This window comes from Pseudomonas guariconensis, from assembly GCF_900102675.1.
GTDB lineage: Bacteria > Pseudomonadota > Gammaproteobacteria > Pseudomonadales > Pseudomonadaceae > Aquipseudomonas > Aquipseudomonas guariconensis.
The window spans coordinates 105454-121815 of record NZ_FMYX01000002.1 but is presented as its reverse complement, the minus strand read 5'-3'; the positions used below and the strand labels follow the sequence as shown (position 1 = coordinate 121815).

Annotated in this window: 14 protein-coding genes; 11 read left to right on the top strand and 3 right to left on the bottom strand. The window is 61.0% G+C overall.

The features are described 5' to 3' along the window. The first annotated feature begins 270 nt into the window (after nucleotides 1-270). From rnr to BLS27_RS03425, 8 genes are all read left to right on the top strand, one after another. Nucleotides 271-2850, top strand: coding sequence for a ribonuclease R (rnr, locus tag BLS27_RS03460; RefSeq protein ID WP_043211965.1), 2580 nt, complete (start codon nucleotides 271-273; stop codon nucleotides 2848-2850). Continuing rightward, on the top strand, nucleotides 2847-3593 hold the full coding sequence (rlmB, locus tag BLS27_RS03455; RefSeq protein ID WP_043211963.1) for a 23S rRNA (guanosine(2251)-2'-O)-methyltransferase RlmB: 747 nt from the start codon (nucleotides 2847-2849) through the stop codon (nucleotides 3591-3593). The genes rnr and rlmB overlap by 4 nt, the downstream gene beginning before the upstream one ends. Nucleotides 3594-3867: 274 nt before the next feature. Beyond that, nucleotides 3868-4293, top strand: a complete 426-nt coding sequence (rpsF, locus tag BLS27_RS03450) for a 30S ribosomal protein S6 (protein ID WP_043211961.1) — start codon at nucleotides 3868-3870, stop codon at nucleotides 4291-4293. Nucleotides 4294-4322: 29 nt separating this feature from the next. Next, nucleotides 4323-4553 carry a 30S ribosomal protein S18 gene (gene rpsR, locus BLS27_RS03445; RefSeq protein ID WP_009403887.1) on the top strand — a complete coding sequence of 77 codons (231 nt, stop codon included), beginning with the start codon at nucleotides 4323-4325 and terminating at the stop codon, nucleotides 4551-4553. A 33-nt stretch (nucleotides 4554-4586) separates the two neighbouring features. Next, nucleotides 4587-5480: a YybS family protein gene (locus BLS27_RS03440; protein WP_043211957.1), complete on the top strand. Its 894-nt coding sequence runs from the start codon at nucleotides 4587-4589 to the stop codon at nucleotides 5478-5480. A gap of 20 nt (nucleotides 5481-5500) precedes the next feature. Beyond that, nucleotides 5501-5947, top strand: a complete 447-nt coding sequence (rplI, locus tag BLS27_RS03435) for a 50S ribosomal protein L9 (RefSeq protein ID WP_043211954.1) — start codon at nucleotides 5501-5503, stop codon at nucleotides 5945-5947. Nucleotides 5948-6060: 113 nt separating this feature from the next. Next, nucleotides 6061-7458, top strand: a complete 1398-nt coding sequence (gene dnaB / locus BLS27_RS03430) for a replicative DNA helicase (protein ID WP_043212012.1) — start codon at nucleotides 6061-6063, stop codon at nucleotides 7456-7458. A 213-nt stretch (nucleotides 7459-7671) separates the two neighbouring features. Continuing rightward, nucleotides 7672-9972, top strand: coding sequence for a YgiQ family radical SAM protein (locus tag BLS27_RS03425; protein ID WP_043211952.1), 2301 nt, complete (start codon nucleotides 7672-7674; stop codon nucleotides 9970-9972). A 120-nt stretch (nucleotides 9973-10092) separates the two neighbouring features. On the opposite strand, the gene BLS27_RS03420 is transcribed toward BLS27_RS03425, so the two are convergent. Next, on the bottom strand, nucleotides 10093-10680 hold the full coding sequence (locus BLS27_RS03420; protein ID WP_090343170.1) for an LOG family protein: 588 nt from the start codon (nucleotides 10678-10680) through the stop codon (nucleotides 10093-10095). Nucleotides 10681-11027: 347 nt separating this feature from the next. Here BLS27_RS03420 and azu point away from each other — a divergent pair, with 347 nt between their 5' ends. Further along, nucleotides 11028-11477 carry an azurin gene (gene azu / locus BLS27_RS03415; RefSeq protein ID WP_043211949.1) on the top strand — a complete coding sequence of 150 codons (450 nt, stop codon included), beginning with the start codon at nucleotides 11028-11030 and terminating at the stop codon, nucleotides 11475-11477. Between the two features lie 110 nt (nucleotides 11478-11587). Here azu and nadE read toward each other — a convergent pair whose 3' ends face one another. After that, nucleotides 11588-12415 carry an ammonia-dependent NAD(+) synthetase gene (gene nadE, locus BLS27_RS03410; RefSeq protein WP_043211947.1) on the bottom strand — a complete coding sequence of 276 codons (828 nt, stop codon included), beginning with the start codon at nucleotides 12413-12415 and terminating at the stop codon, nucleotides 11588-11590. A gap of 3 nt (nucleotides 12416-12418) precedes the next feature. Next, nucleotides 12419-13624 carry a nicotinate phosphoribosyltransferase gene (gene pncB / locus BLS27_RS03405; RefSeq protein WP_043211943.1) on the bottom strand — a complete coding sequence of 402 codons (1206 nt, stop codon included), beginning with the start codon at nucleotides 13622-13624 and terminating at the stop codon, nucleotides 12419-12421. A gap of 529 nt (nucleotides 13625-14153) precedes the next feature. On the opposite strand from pncB, the gene BLS27_RS03400 reads away from it, so the two are divergent. Both BLS27_RS03400 and BLS27_RS03395 read left to right on the top strand, forming a co-directional pair. Then, entirely contained in the window at nucleotides 14154-15290 is a 1137-nt protein-coding gene (locus BLS27_RS03400; RefSeq protein ID WP_043211941.1) for a branched-chain amino acid ABC transporter substrate-binding protein, read from the top strand. Between the two features lie 157 nt (nucleotides 15291-15447). After that, complete coding sequence (locus BLS27_RS03395) at nucleotides 15448-16362, top strand: ABC transporter permease subunit (protein WP_043211939.1); 915 nt, start codon at nucleotides 15448-15450, stop codon at nucleotides 16360-16362.

The window sequence follows — 16362 nt, the reverse complement described above, 5'->3', positions numbered from 1 at the left end:
CATTTCGTCGAGGTCACATGATGCTTTACATCGCGTTGCATCTCAACTACAACGTCGGCTGTCCGTCGTTGTGGTGCGCACTATACGGACGCTCCTGAGGGCTGTAAAGCCCCGGATCAAAAAAAAATTCAAAAAATTCAACTTGTTGATTCCGCAGGCCTATTGCCTCCACTTCGACGCTCCGCTGGGGCTGTCCAAGGCAGACATTTCCGGTTTCAATACGCCTATGCCAGAATTCTTATCTATATACCCCAAGGTGAACCCCTTCTGATGGCCGATTGGCAATCCCTCGATCCCGAGGCCGCTCGCGAAGCGGAAAAATACGAAAATCCCATTCCTAGCCGTGAGCTGATCCTGCAGCGTCTCGCCGACCGTGGCGAACCGGCCGCTCGCGAAGAGCTGGCCGCCGAGTTCGGCCTGCACGAAGAAGACCAGATCGAAGCCCTGCGCCGCCGCCTGCGCGCCATGGAGCGCGATGGCCAGCTTATCTATACCCGGCGCGGCACCTATGCCCCGGTAGACAAGCTTGACCTGATCTGCGGTCGCGTTTCCGGCCACCGCGATGGTTTCGGCTTCCTGATCCCGGATGATGGCAGTGAAGATCTCTTCCTGAGCCCTGCGCAGATGCGCCTGGTGTTCGACGGTGACCGCGGTCTGGCCCGGGTTTCCGGTGTCGATCGCCGTGGCCGTCGTGAAGGCGTGCTGGTCGAAATCATCTCCCGTGCCCACGAGAGCGTGGTCGGCCGCTACTTCGAGGAAGGTGGCATTGGTTATGTCACTCCCGATAACCCGAAGATCCAGCAGGAAGTGCTGGTGACTGCCGGGCGTAACGGTGGTGCGAAGATTGGCCAGTTCGTCGAGATCAAGATCACCCATTGGCCGACCCCACGCTTCCAGCCCCAGGGTGATGTGGTGGAGGTGATCGGCAACTACATGGCGCCCGGCATGGAGATCGATGTCGCGCTGCGTAGCTACGATATTCCTCACGTCTGGCCTAAAGATGTGATCAAGGAAGCGCGCAAGTTCCGCTCCGAGGTCGAAGAGAAGGACAAGGAAAAGCGCATCGATCTGCGTCATCTTCCGTTTGTCACCATCGATGGCGAAGATGCCCGCGACTTCGACGATGCCGTTTATTGCGAGCCCTTGGGCAAGCTGCGGCTGTTCTCGGGCGGCTGGCGCCTGTACGTGGCGATCGCTGACGTTTCCAGCTATGTGCGCCTAGGTTCGGCCCTGGATGTCGAGGCGCAGCAGCGCGGCAACTCGGTGTACTTCCCCGAGCGCGTGATTCCGATGCTGCCCGAGGAGCTGTCCAACGGCCTGTGTTCGCTGAACCCGCACGTCGATCGCCTGGCCATGGTCTGCGAAATGACCATCAACAAGGCCGGCCAGATGGTCGACTATCAGTTCTACGAAGCGGTGATTCATTCCCATGCCCGCCTGACCTACAACAAGGTCAGCAGCATGCTCGAACATGCCCGTACCCGCGAAGGCAAGGCCCTGCGCGAGGAGTACAGCGCGGTTCTGCCGGACCTCAAGCACCTCTATGCCCTGTACAAGGTGCTGGTGGCGGCTCGCCACACCCGTGGCGCGATCGACTTCGAGACCCAGGAAACCCGCATCATCTTCGGTGAAGACCGCAAGATCGATGAGATTCGCCCGACCGTACGCAACGATGCCCACAAGCTGATCGAGGAGTGCATGCTGGCGGCCAACGTGGCCACCGCCGAGTTCCTGCAGAAGCACGGCGTTCCGGCACTCTACCGTGTTCACGATGGCCCGCCACCGGAGCGCCTGGAAAAACTGCGCGCATTCTTGGGCGAGCTGGGCCTTTCGCTGCACAAGGGCAAGGATCCTTCGCCGAAGGACTACCAGGCCCTGTTGGCGAGCATTGCCGGGCGCCCGGACTTCCATCTGATCCAGACCGTCATGCTGCGCTCGTTGAGCCAGGCGGTGTACAGCGTCGAGAATAACGGCCACTTCGGCCTGAACTACGAGGCCTACACCCACTTCACCTCGCCGATTCGCCGTTACCCGGACCTGCTGGTGCATCGCGCCATCCGCAGCGTGATCCGCTCGAAGATCGATACTCCGCATGTCAAGCGGGCGGGTGCCATGAGCATTCCGAAGGCGCGCATTTACCCATACGACGAGAACACCCTCGACCAGATGGGCGAGCAGTGCTCGATGACCGAGCGACGTGCCGACGAGGCCACGCGCGACGTCGTCAACTGGCTCAAATGCGAATACATGCGCGACCGTGTCGGCGAGACCTTCCCGGGCGTGATCACCGCGGTGACCGGCTTCGGCCTGTTCATCGAACTGACCGACATCTATGTGGAAGGCCTGGTACATGTCAGCGCCTTGCCGGGTGACTATTACCACTTCGATCCGGTGCACCACCGTCTGTCTGGCGAGCGCAGTGGTCGCAGCTTCCGCCTGGGCGATACTGTCGAGGTCAAGGTCATGCGTGTCGACCTGGAGCAGCGCAAGATCGACTTCGAGATGTCCGAGGCGAGCGTCAACGCCCCGGTCGGTCGCAAACCCGCTGCCGCGGCCGACAAAGCGGTACCTGCAGCCCAGCCGGCACCTGCATCCGAGGCGAAGATTTCGCCCAAGCCGCGCAGCCGCAAAAGCGAGACTGCCGAGGCGTACTTCCCCAAGGACGCCGTGCAGCGTAATGCCGAAGTGCGCAAAAGCCGGGAAATGAAAAAGGCGCTGATGAGCGAGGCCCGTCACAGCCACGCCAGCGGCAAGTCGGACAAAGGCGCCAAGGCGTCCGGCAAGCCGACCAAGCATCGCAAAGGGCCGTCGAAGTCCGGCGCGCCGCGCAAAGGCAAGAACAAGTCATGAGTCAGCTGGAAAAAATCTACGGCGTGCATGCCGTGCAGGGGCTGTTGCAGCATCATCCCAAGCGGGTCAAGCAGATCTGGTTGTCCGAGGGACGCAGCGAGCCGCGTATCCAGAGCCTGTTGGCCTTGGCGGCGGAAAACCGCGTTCCGGTCGGCCAGGCCGAGCGCCGCGAGCTCGATGCCTGGGTCGAAGGTGTGCACCAAGGTGTCGTTGCCGAGGTCAGCCCGAGCCAGGTCTGGGGCGAGGCCATGCTCGACGAGTTGCTCGAACGTGCCGAACGGCCACCGCTGATCCTAGTGCTCGATGGTGTCACCGATCCGCATAATCTCGGTGCCTGCCTGCGTACTGCCGATGCTGCCGGTGTCACTGCAGTGGTGATTCCCAAGGACAAGTCGGCGACGCTCACGGCCGTGGTGCGCAAGGTCGCCTGCGGCGCTGCCGAGGTGATTCCACTGGTGGCCGTGACCAACCTTGCCCGTACGCTGGAGAAACTCCAGCAGCGTGGGCTATGGGTGGTCGGGACTGCAGGCGAGGCCGAGCAGGAGATCTACCAGCAGGATCTGACTGGCCCGCTGGTGATGATCATGGGCGCCGAAGGCAAGGGCATGCGTCGCCTGACCCGCGAGCACTGCGACTTCCTGGTCAAGTTGCCGATGGCCGGTAGCGTCAGCAGCCTGAACGTGTCGGTGGCTACCGGGGTGTGTCTGTTCGAGGCTGTGCGCCAGCGTCAGGTCAAGGGCTGATGCCCATTTACGGCTGATCCCGCTGCTACAGGGCAGTGGGAGCGGGATTACCCGCAAAAGGGGCGGCGCCTCTTTCGCGGGGCTCCGGCAATTTGTTTCCGGCTGTTCAAATAATCGCCAGCCACCTTGCTTGTACTCCCCGCCTTCTCTACAATTGCGCCCCTTGCCAAGCAGGCAGGCGCGCATGTGCCTCTTTCCAAGGCAAGACATACAGTGTCATTCACTCCTTGTCTGACCACAGTGCTGGCAGACTACTAACCCGTAAGGAGCATTCATGCGTCATTACGAAATCATCTTCCTGGTTCACCCGGACCAGAGCGAGCAAGTCGGCGGCATGGTTGAGCGTTACACCAAGCTGATCGAGGAAGACGGCGGCAAGATCCACCGCCTGGAAGACTGGGGCCGTCGTCAGCTGGCCTACGCCATCAACAACGTTCACAAGGCTCACTACGTGATGCTGAACGTTGAGTGCACCGGCAAGGCCCTGGCCGAGCTGGAAGACAACTTCCGCTACAACGATGCCGTGATCCGTAACCTGATCATCCGTCGCGACGAAGCCGTCACCGGCCCGTCCGAGATGCTGAAGGCCGAAGAGAACCGCAGCGAGCGCCGTGAGCGTCGCGAGCGTCCTGAAGCTGCTGATGGCGTCGATGGCGACGACAGCAACGACAGCGACAACAGCGATAACGCTGACGAGTAATCCACGGACCTTTTTGAGGAGCCTATTACATGGCACGTTTCTTCCGTCGTCGTAAATTCTGCCGCTTCACTGCTGAAGACGTGAAAGAGATCGACTACAAAGATCTCAACACCCTGAAAGCTTACGTATCCGAAACCGGCAAGATCGTTCCAAGCCGTATCACCGGTACCAAAGCTCGTTATCAGCGTCAGCTGGCTACCGCTATCAAGCGCGCCCGCTTCCTGGCCCTGCTGCCCTACACCGACAGCCACGGCCGCTGAGACCGGGTCGTCGACAAGTAGCAAGGGATAAGCATGCGAGCGTTGGCTGATTTCATCATGCGCGGTCGTGTGCAGGCCTCCATTGTGGTGGCCGGTTGTGCGGCGTTGCCGCTGTTGTTCTGGTTGAGTGCCGCCGCCGGGAGCCTGGTGTTCCTGCGGCGCGGTTTCAAGGACGCTTCCTCGGTCATCGTCTGGGGTATCTTGCCGGCGTTGGCCTGGTGGATCTTCGGCGAGCCACGCACCTTGATGGTGCTGCTGGGGACGCTGGGGCTGGCTGCGCTGCTGCGCGCCGGACATTCCTGGAACCGGGTGCTGTTGTCCAGCATCGCCCTGGGCCTGTTGTACGGTGTTGTGCTTGGTTCGGTGTTCCGCGAACCGATTGAAGCTCTGGCGCGAGCGCTTGAAAAAGCCCTGCCGCAGATGCTCGACGGCCTCTACCAGCAGTTGTCGGTAGAGGAACAGGCACACCTTGGAAGCCTCATCGTACCGGTGCTCGGCGGCCTGATTGCGGCTCTGTTGCAAGTTGTCAGCGTGCTGGCCCTGATGTTGGGTCGCTACTGGCAAGCCGTGTTGTACAACCCGGGAGGTTTCGGCCGCGAGTTTCACGCGGTACGGATTCCCCTGGTGCCGATGCTGGTGCTGTTGGCCTGCATGCTGTTCGGCCCGAACTTCGGTCCTGGCCTGGCATTGCTGACACCACTGTGCAGTGTGCCGCTCATGTTCGCGGGGATCGCCCTGCTGCATGGGTTGGTGGCCCAGAAGCGCCTGGCCAAGTTCTGGCTGGTGGGGTTGTACGTGACGCTGGTGCTGTTCATGCAGCTGACTTATCCGTTGCTCGTGGTCTTGGCCATTGTCGATAGCCTGATTGATTTTCGCGGTCGCAAGTCCCCTCACCAGGGTGACGATTCCGCGAACGGTGAAGGTTAAAAGTTAAGAGGTTTTACCAAATGGAACTGATCCTGCTGGAAAAAGTCGCCAACCTGGGCAACCTGGGCGACAAAGTAAAAGTAAAAGGTGGTTACGGCCGTAACTTCCTGCTGCCTTTCGGCAAGGCCGTCGTTGCCAACGCCGTCAACCTGGCTGCGTTCGAAGAGCGTCGCGCCGAGCTGGAAAAAGCTGCTGCCGAGCGTAAAGCTTCGGCTGAAAGCCGCGCTGCCCAACTGGCCGAGCTGGAAGTGACCATCACTGCCACCGCTGGTGACGAAGGCAAGCTGTTCGGTTCGATCGGCACCCACGACATCGCTGACGCCCTGACCGCCTCCGGCGTTGAAGTGGCCAAGGCTGAAGTTCGTCTGCCGAACGGCACCATCCGTAACGTCGGCGAATACGACGTTGCCGTGCACCTGCACAGCGACGTTGAAGCCACCGTTCGCGTGGTTGTCGTCGCAGCCTAAGCTGCCGCGAATCGGTTGGCTCCTCGGGGCCAGCCGGTTAACATCGGGCACGGTCCTGCATCATGCAGGTCGTGCCCTTTGTCTTTTTCATCACCCAGATTTTTCGTGTGGACATGAACGAGATCAGCAATCCCGAACAACTAGACCTGCAGACTGCCGCCCTCAAGGTGCCGCCGCACTCCATCGAGGCCGAACAGGCCGTGCTCGGTGGCCTGATGCTGGACAACAACGCGTGGGAGCGGGTGCTGGACCAGGTCTCGGACGGTGATTTCTATCGGCATGACCACCGCCTGATCTTCCGCGCCATCCACAAACTGGTGGATCAGAACCAGCCGTTCGACGTGGTCACGCTGCACGAGCAGTTGGACAAGGAAGGCCTCTCGACCCAGGTCGGCGGGCTGGCGTACCTGGCCGAGCTGGCCAAGAACACGCCCTCGGTGGCCAACATCAAGGCCTATGCGGCGATCATTCGCGAGCGGGCCACGCTGCGCCAGTTGATCAGCATCAGCACCGATATCGCCGACAACGCCTTCAACCCCCAGGGCCGCAATGCTGCGGAAATTCTCGATGACGCCGAACGGCAGATCTTCCAGATCGCTGAAGCACGGCCCAAGACCGGTGGCCCGGTGGGCGTCAACGAGCTGCTGACCAAGGCCATTGACCGCATCGACACGCTGTTCAACTCCGACAGCGACATCACCGGTCTGTCGACCGGCTATACCGACCTGGATGAAAAGACCAGCGGCCTGCAGCCAGCGGATCTGATCATCGTCGCGGGTCGCCCTTCGATGGGTAAGACCACCTTCGCCATGAACCTGGTGGAGAACGCAGTGCTGCGCAGCGACAAGGCGGTGCTGGTGTTCTCCCTGGAGATGCCCGGCGATGCGCTGATCATGCGTATGCTGTCCTCCCTGGGGCGCATCGACCAGACCAAGGTGCGTTCCGGTCAGCTGGACGACGACGACTGGCCGCGCCTGACCTCGGCAGTCAACCTGCTCAACGACCGCAAGCTGTTCATTGACGATACCGCCGGCATCAGTCCCTCGGAAATGCGTGCCCGTACCCGCCGTCTGGTCCGCGAGCATGGCGATATCGCCATGATCATGGTCGACTACCTGCAGTTGATGCAGATCCCTGGCTCCAGCGGTGATAACCGGACCAACGAGATCTCCGAGATCTCGCGTTCCCTCAAGGCGCTGGCCAAGGAATTCAACTGCCCGGTCATCGCCCTGTCGCAGCTCAACCGCTCCCTCGAGCAGCGCCCCAACAAGCGTCCGGTGAACTCCGACTTGCGTGAATCCGGAGCGATCGAGCAGGACGCCGACGTGATCATGTTCGTCTACCGTGACGAGGTGTATCACCCCGAGACCGAGCACAAGGGCATCGCCGAAATCATCATCGGCAAGCAGCGTAACGGCCCCATCGGCTTCATCCGCCTGGCGTTCATCGGCAAGTACACCCGTTTCGAGAACCTCGCTCCGGGCATGTACAACTTCGACGACGACGAATAACCCTTCCAGCGGTACGTCTGTCCCATGTGACGACGGGTTTGCCTGCGAATACAGTGGACTCTGCGCCATCGCATTCGCGGGTGAACCCGCTCCCACAGGGCGGAAGTCTCTTTTTTTGAGCACACGAATCCGACCACTATCGTCGGATTTGATCAAATTTTGTGCTATATTCCGCGCCCGCGATTTCCCTGCACACCAGAACCGGTCACTGACATGCAAGCAGCCAAACCACTCTACGACTATCCCAAGTACTGGGCCGAATGCTTCGGGCCGGCACCGTTCCTGCCCATGAGCAGGGAGGAGATGGATCAGCTCGGCTGGGATTCCTGCGACATCATCATCGTGACCGGAGACGCCTACGTCGACCATCCGTCCTTCGGCATGGCCATCATTGGCCGGCTGCTGGAAGCCCAGGGCTTTCGCGTCGGCATCATTGCACAGCCGAACTGGCAGTCGAAGGACGACTTCATGAAGCTTGGCGAGCCGAATCTGTTCTTCGGCGTCGCGGCAGGCAACATGGACTCGATGATCAACCGCTATACCGCGGACAAGAAGATCCGTTCCGACGATGCCTATACCCCGGGTGGCCTGGCGGGCAAGCGCCCTGACCGCGCAAGCCTGGTGTACAGCCAGCGCTGCAAGGAGGCCTACAAGCATGTGCCGATCGTCCTCGGTGGCATCGAAGCCTCCCTGCGTCGCATCGCCCACTACGACTACTGGCAGGACAAGGTCCGTCATTCGATCCTGATCGATGCCAGTGCCGACATCCTGCTGTACGGCAACGCCGAGCGCGCCATCGTTGAAGTCGCCCAGCGCCTGTCCCAGGGCGAGCGCATCGAAAGCATTACCGATGTACGCGGCACCGCCTTCGTGCGCCGTGACACACCAGAGGGCTGGTACGAGATCGACTCGACCCGCATCGACCGGCCAGGACGTGTCGACAAGATCATCAACCCCTACGTCAACACCCAGGACACCCAGGCCTGCGCCATCGAGCAGGCCAAGGGTGAAGTCGAGGACCCGAACGAAGCCAAGGTTGTGCAGATTCTCGACAGCCCGCGCATGACCCGTGAGAAGTCGGTGATCCGCCTGCCATCGTTCGAGAAGGTGCGCAACGACCCGGTCCTCTACGCCCACGCCAACCGTGTGCTGCACCTGGAGACCAACCCCGGGAACGCCCGCGCTTTGGTGCAGAAGCATGGTGAGGTGGACGTGTGGTTCAACCCACCACCCATCCCGATGAGCACCGAGGAAATGGACTACGTGTTCGGCATGCCTTACGCGCGCGTCCCGCATCCGGCCTATGGCAAGGAGCGCATCCCGGCCTACGAGATGATTCGCTTCTCGGTGAACATCATGCGTGGCTGCTTCGGCGGCTGCACCTTCTGCTCGATCACCGAGCACGAAGGCCGAATCATCCAGAACCGCTCCCACGACTCGATCATCCGCGAAATCGAGGAAATGCGTGACAAGGTGCCAGGCTTCACCGGCGTGGTCTCCGACCTCGGCGGCCCGACCGCCAACATGTACCGCATCGCCTGCAAGAGCCACGAGATCGAGAAGCACTGCCGCAAGCCGTCCTGCGTGTTCCCCGGCATCTGCGAGAACCTCAACACCGACCATAGTTCGCTGATTGAGCTGTACCGCAAGGCGCGTGCCCTCCCGGGGGTGAAGAAGATCCTTATCGCTTCCGGCCTGCGCTACGACCTGGCCGTGGAGTCCCCGGAGTACGTCAAAGAGCTGGTGACCCACCACGTCGGCGGTTACCTGAAGATCGCTCCGGAACACACCGAGCGGGGGCCGCTGGACAAGATGATGAAGCCGGGGATCGGCACCTACGACCGCTTCAAGCGCATGTTCGAGAAGTTCTCGAAGGAAGCGGGCAAAGAGCAATACCTGATCCCGTACTTCATCGCCGCGCACCCAGGCACCACCGACGAGGACATGATGAACCTCGCCCTGTGGCTCAAGAGCAATGGTTTCCGCGCCGACCAGGTGCAGGCGTTCTACCCTTCGCCGATGGCCTCGGCCACGGCCATGTACCACTCGGGCAAGAATCCGCTGCGTAAGGTGACCTACAAGAGCGAAGGGGTGGAGATCGTCAAGAGCGAAGAACAGCGTCGCCTGCACAAGGCCTTCCTGCGCTATCACGATCCGAAGGGCTGGCCAATGCTGCGTGAAGCGCTGCAACGCATGGGGCGCGCTGACCTGATCGGTCCGGGCAAGCACCAGTTGATCCCGCTGCATCAGCCGCAGACCGACAGCTACCAGAGCGCTCGCCGTAAGAACTCGACTCCTGCCGGCAGCCACAAGGTGGGCAAAGACCAGAAGATCCTGACCCAGCACACCGGCCTGCCGCCGCGCGCCAGCGATGGCAGCAAGCCGTGGGACAAACGGGAGAAGGCCAAGGCCGAAGCGTTCGCTCGCAACCAACAAGCGGCCAAAGAGCGCAGGGAAGCGGCCAAGGGCGGCAAAGGCAAGAAGAAGCCTCGTCAGCCAGTCATTCCGCGCTGATCGATAGCCTGGGCACTGGACCCTGTGGAAGCGGGCTTATCCGCGAATGCTGAGGTGTCTACCGACGCATTGGCGGTAAAACCCGTTCCACAGGTCAGATGCGGGGCCCATCGATCGAGATCAATCAGGTTTCTTGTCGACCCACTTGGGTAGCACGGGCGGCACGAATTCCTCCATCGCATTCAGCAGCTCATCCGGCTGCTTGCCAAGCAACAGCATCGCCCGGTGCTGCGGTCTTACGAAGCCTTCTTCGACGATATGGTCGAGGAACCCGCCCAGTTTTTCATAGAACCCGTTCACATCCAGTAAGCCCAATGGCTTGGCTTGGTAGCCCAGCTGGCCCCAGGTCCAGACCTCGAACAGTTCCTCTAGCGTTCCCAGGCCCCCCGGAAGGGCGATGAAGGCATCGCTCAGCTCGGCCATGCGCGCCTTGCGGGCGTGCATGCCGTCGACCACTTCCAGCCGTGGCAGGCCTTTATGGCCGATTTCCGCATCGATGAGGCTTTGTGGCATGACGCCGATCACTTCCCCGCCAGCCGCCATGGCGGCATCGGCCACAGCGCCCATCAGGCCCACGGAGCTCCCGCCGTACACCAGGGTCAGGCCGCGCCGGGCGATGGCCTGGCCCAGAGCTACCGCGGCTTCACGATAAGCGGGGTGGGTGCCGATGCTGGCACCGCAAAAGACACAAACGGAACGTACAGGCATTGCTAATCTCCCATCACATGCGCGCACAGGGTAAGGCGCATGCCTGCCGCTTCCAAGCGCCGATTCACTCGGGGCGGGAGAACTCGCAAACTGCCGCGCCACTGGCGCCACAGGCGTAGGCAGCCAGCAGGCTGCGCATCATGCTGCTCAATGTCATGGTACTTGCTCCTGAATGAGAGGTTGTCCCATCGTCCATTAAGAGGGCATGATGTGCACTTAGATTGGTTGTATACAATCCATTGAACAAATCTACTGGCTGAGGCCTTTCCTCCTTGACCCATATCAGCGGGGAGGCGAGCGGCTTCAGGCAGTCTCGCAATGATTAAACCCTGCCAAGGAGATTCATGATGTTTGCGAAAGCTGTAGCGGTATCCCTGCTGACCCTCGCCAGCGCTTCTGTCTTTGCAGCCGAGTGCTCGGTGACTGTCGAGTCCACCGACCAGATGTCCTACACCACCAAGGAATTCACCGTCGACAAGAGCTGCAAAGAGTTCACCGTCAAGCTGACCCATTCCGGCAGCCTGCCGAAGAACGTCATGGGCCACAACCTGGTGATCAGCAAGACTGCCGACATGCAGGGCATCGCCACCGAAGGCATGAGCAAGGGTCTGGAAAACGACTACCTCAATGCCGCCAATGCCGGGATCATCGCCCATACCAAGATGATCGGTGCGCCAGAGAAGGAAACCGAAGTTAAGTTCGACACCTCCAAGCTCGAAGCCGGTGGTGACTACAGCTTCTTCTGCACCTTCCCAGGCCATATCTCGATGATGAAGGGCAAGGTCATCGTCAAGTAAGCGAAACCTGAGCGTATAACCTGTGGGAGCGGGTTTGCCCGCGAATGCCTCGGTGGTCTGCCACTGCATTCGCGGGTGAGCCCGCTCCCACAGGCGTTTCTAGGGGCTGATCAAGGCGCGAACGGCAGCTCGCGTTTGTGCTGGCTCTTGCGGTAGGTGGCGACGATGATGTCGAACGCCTCCTGGCTGACCGGCTCGCCGTGCAGGAACGCGTCGATCTGCTTGTAGGTCACGCCGTGGGAGGCTTCGTCCGGCTTGCCCGGCGCCAAGTCTTCCAGGTCCGCGGTCGGGACTTTTTCCACCAGTGCTTCCGGCGCGCCGAAACTGCGAGCGATGTCTCGCACTTGGTTCTTCACCAGGCCGCTCAGTGGTGCCAGGTCGCAGGCACCATCACCGAATTTGGTGAAAAAGCCCATCACCGCCTCGGCAGCATGATCTGTTCCGATCACCAGGCCGCCCCGGGCGCCGGCAATGGCGTACTGGGCCACCATGCGCATGCGCGCCTTGACGTTACCCACGACGAAATCCACCAGGGTCGGCGAGCCGCCTTCCAAGGCTTTGGTCTCGGCTGCCAGGGCGCGGACGGCCGGGGCGATATCCACGGTGTGCACTTCATCGGCTTTGATCACATCCAGACACGCCTGGGCGTCGTGTTCGTCGTGCTGTACCTGATAGGGCAGGCGCACGGCGATGAAGCGGTAGCTGTCGTCTCCGGTCTCGGCACGCAACTCATTGATCGCGCGCTGGGCGAGCAGGGCGGCGGTCAGCGAGTCGACCCCGCCGCTGATGCCCAGGACCAGGGTCTTGAGCCGAGCATTGGCCAGGCATCCCTTGATGAAGGTCACGCGCCGGGTGACTTCGGCCTGGAGCGCGGCGGCGTCGGCAAACGGGGGCTGCACCTTGAGCTGCTGCGCAATCTCTCGCTGAACGGCTTGCATGGGTTACTCCTTGCTGGGGACTTTGAATACGTGGCGCAGGTAATTGACGAAATTCTCGTCACGGCACTGTGTCTTGGCGGCCTCGTCGGAGATCTTGGCCACCGGCGAGCCGTTGCAGTCGGTCATTTTAAGCACGATGCTCATCGGCGCTACACCAGGAATGTCACAGGTAAGGTTGGTGCCGATACCGAAGCTGACATTGATGCGACCGCGCAAGGCGCGGAAGATTTCCAGCGAACGGGTCAGATTCAGGCCGTCGGAGAACACCAGCGTCTTGGTCATCGGATCGATGCCCAGTTTACGGTAATGGGCGATGGCCTTCTCCGCCCAGGCTACCGGATCTCCGGAATCATGGCGCAGCCCGTCGAAGAGCTTGGCGAAGTACAGGTCGAAATCGGTCAGGAAGGCATCCATGGTGATGCAGTCGGTCAAGGCGATGCCCAAAAGCCCGCGGTATTCGCGGACCCAGCAGTCCAGCGCGGCGATCTGGCTGTCGATCAGCCGAGGGCCCAGTTGCTGGTGGGCCATGATCCACTCATGGGCCATGGTGCCCAGGGGCCTGACATCCAGCTTCCAGGCCAGGTCCACGTTGCTGGTGCCGACGAAGCGCGCTGGGAAGTCATCACGCAACACCCGTACCACTTCTTCCTGCACTCGACCGGAAAAGCGCCGCCGGGTACCGAAGTCGGCCACTTGCAGTTCGGCCAGCTCCTCGTCGCTGGCATGGGCACGCAGCCAGTCGAACTTACGGTACAACTGATCACGCGCCTCGCTAAGGCGCATGCGTGGGTGCAGATGACGATTGCGCACTTCGCTGATGATGGCCAGCAACGGCACTTCGAACAGGATCACGTGCAGCCATGGGCCACGCAGGCGCAAGAACAGCTGATCGTTCTCGATGCCAATACGCAAGTAACGCAGGTTGAAACGAAACAGCCCAAGAAAACGCAGGAAGTCGGGCTTGAGGAAGCTGATGCGCTCGAGGAAGGCCAGCTGACCTTCGTCCAAGCTAAGGTCGCTGAGGTGTTCGATTTCTTTGCGGATTTCGTCGAGGTACGGGCGCAGGTCCTCGCCGTTGCGACAGCGGAACTCCCATTCCACGTCTGCATCCGGGTAGTTGTGCAGGACAGCCTGCATCATGGTCAGTTTGTAGAAGTCGGTGTCGAGCAGGTTGTGCACGATGCGCTCGGCAAATGCGCTCTCGCTCATTGAGGGGCTCCAAGTGGCGGCGCTCGCGTCACAAAGCAGGCGCGCGGAATCCGCGCCATTGTGCCAGCGTTTGCGCCGTCGTGAGCACATTGGCTTCGGTAACGGCCCGTGCGGTTCGGCCCGGGCAGCCCCTGTCGGAGCGGGCTTGTCCCGCGATTTGGCGCTTTTGTCGCCTGTGATCCGGGCACTTTCCTACACACTGCGCCGCCTCGTAACGGTGCCCCCTGTAGCAGTTGTGCACTTGCAGTGTGCAGTTCGGTGACGTCGCCCTGTTACAGGGCGGTTGCACGTAAACACTTGCCAGGGTTGCAATGATGGCGCCGAGCGGTTGCACAGAATGGCCAGCAGGGTTGCGACTTGTCTAGGTTAGACGGTTGCACGCTCAATAAAGAAAAGGCCGTCGGTCGCCTTTAGTCCGCTCTCTCACTGCGTTTTGCGACGAAGACAAATCTGCTGGCACGGCGCTTGCTCTGAGCTCAGTGCTGAAAGTTGTAGTGCCAACCAAAAAAACTCTAAGGAGCACCACCTCATGTCGCAGACGTTTTACAAGAAAGGTTTCCTGGCTCTCGCCGTAGCTTCGGCACTGGGTGTTTCCTCGTTTGTTCAGGCCGATGTGAAGATCGGCGTCGCAGGCCCGATGACCGGTGCCAACGCAGCGTTTGGCGAGCAGTACATGAAAGGTGCCCAGGCGGCAGCCGACAAGATCAACGCCGCAGGTGGGGTCAACGGCGAGAAGATCATCCTGGTCAAGGGCGATGACGCCTGCGAACCCAAGCAAGCCGTGGCCGTGGCCAACCGTCTGGTCGACCAGGACAAAGTCATCGGCGTGGTCGGTCACTTCTGCTCCTCCAACACCATCCCGGCCTCTGAGGTCTACGACGAAGCTGGCGTGATCGCCATCACCCCAGGCTCGACCAACCCTCAGGTGACCGAGCGAGGGCTCTCGGCCATGTTCCGCATGTGCGGTCGCGACGACCAGCAGGGCATCGTGGCCGGCGACTACATCGTCGATGTACTCAAGGGCAAGAAAGTCGCTGTCCTGCACGACAAGGACACCTACGGTCAGGGCCTGGCCGATGCGACCAAGGCGCAGCTTGAAAAACGTGGCGTGAAACCTGTGCTGTACGAAGGCCTGACCCGAGGCGAGAAAGACTTCAGCGCGGTGGTCACCAAGATTCGTTCCACCGGTGCCGACGTGGTCTACTTCGGTGGTCTGCACCCAGAAGCCGGCCCACTGGTACGCCAACTGCGCGAACAAGGTCTGAAAGATGTGAAGTTCATGTCCGACGACGGCATCGTGACCGACGAACTGGTAGCCACCGCTGGCGGTGCCCAGTACGTCAATGGCGTGTACATGACCTTCGGTGCCGACCCGCGCCTGCTGCCTGACAGCAAGGCGGTGGTGGAGGAGTTCCGCAAGGCCGGTACCGAACCTGAGGGCTACACCCTGTACGCCTACGCTTCCCTCCAGGCCCTGGCTGCCGCGTTCAACGGCGCTAAGTCGAACAAGGGCGAAGACGCTGCCAAGTGGCTCAAGGCCAACCCGGTCCAGACCGTCATGGGCGAGAAGAAGTGGGACAACAAGGGCGACCTGACCGTCTCCGACTACGTGGTCTACCAGTGGGATGCCAACGGCAAGTACCACCAGCTGGAAAAACAAAAATAACAATGGCGACCGGCCCGGATGCGCAGTGCTCCGGGCCGCAGCCCCGCGGTACCTGTCTTTATCCGTAGATCTGCACAGTTCTGCGCTGCGAGGGCCGCTTCAGCGGTGGTCCGCCGTGGTCGGCGCTCGTGCAATCTCAATCAGGTGAGATTGCGTTATGGATGGTATTTTCCTGCAGCAACTGATCAATGGACTGACCCTCGGGTCTGTCTATGGTCTGATCGCCATCGGCTACACAATGGTCTATGGCATCATCGGCATGATCAACTTCGCGCACGGCGAGGTGTATATGATCTCCGCGTACCTCGCGGCGATCAGCCTGGCATTGCTGGCCTACTTCGGTATCGAGTCGTTTCCGCTGCTGATGTTGGGAACCTTGTTGTTCACCATCGTCGTCACGGGCATCTATGGCTTCACCATCGAGCGCATCGCCTACAAGCCCCTGCGTAACTCCACCCGCCTGGCACCGCTGATCAGTGCCATCGGCATCTCGCTGATCCTGCAGAACTACGCGCAGATCAGCCAGGGCGCCCGCCAGCAAGGCGTGCCCACCCTGCTCGAAGGCGCCTGGCGCGTCGAAGTGGGGACCGGCTTCGTGCAACTGACCTACACCAAGATCTTCATCCTGGTGGCGGCCTTCGTCGGCATGGCCCTGCTCACCTATGTGATCAAGTACACCAAGCTCGGCCGCATGTGCCGCGCGACCCAGCAAGACCGCAAGATGGCCTCGATCCTGGGGATCAACACCGACCGGGTGATCTCCTACGTGTTCGTCATCGGTGCGGTGATGGCTGCCCTCGCAGGCGTGCTGATCACCATGAACTACGGCACCTTCGACTTCTATGCCGGCTTCATCATCGGCATCAAGGCGTTCACCGCCGCGGTGCTCGGCGGCATTGGCTCGCTCCCAGGCGCCATGCTTGGCGGGATCATCCTGGGGATCTCCGAGTCGTTGTTCTCCGGCCTGATCAACTCCGACTACAAGGACGTGTTCAGTTTCTCACTGCTGGTGATGATTCTGATCTTCCGTCCCCAAGGCCTGTTGGGTCGCCCGCTCGTGGCTAAGGTGTGA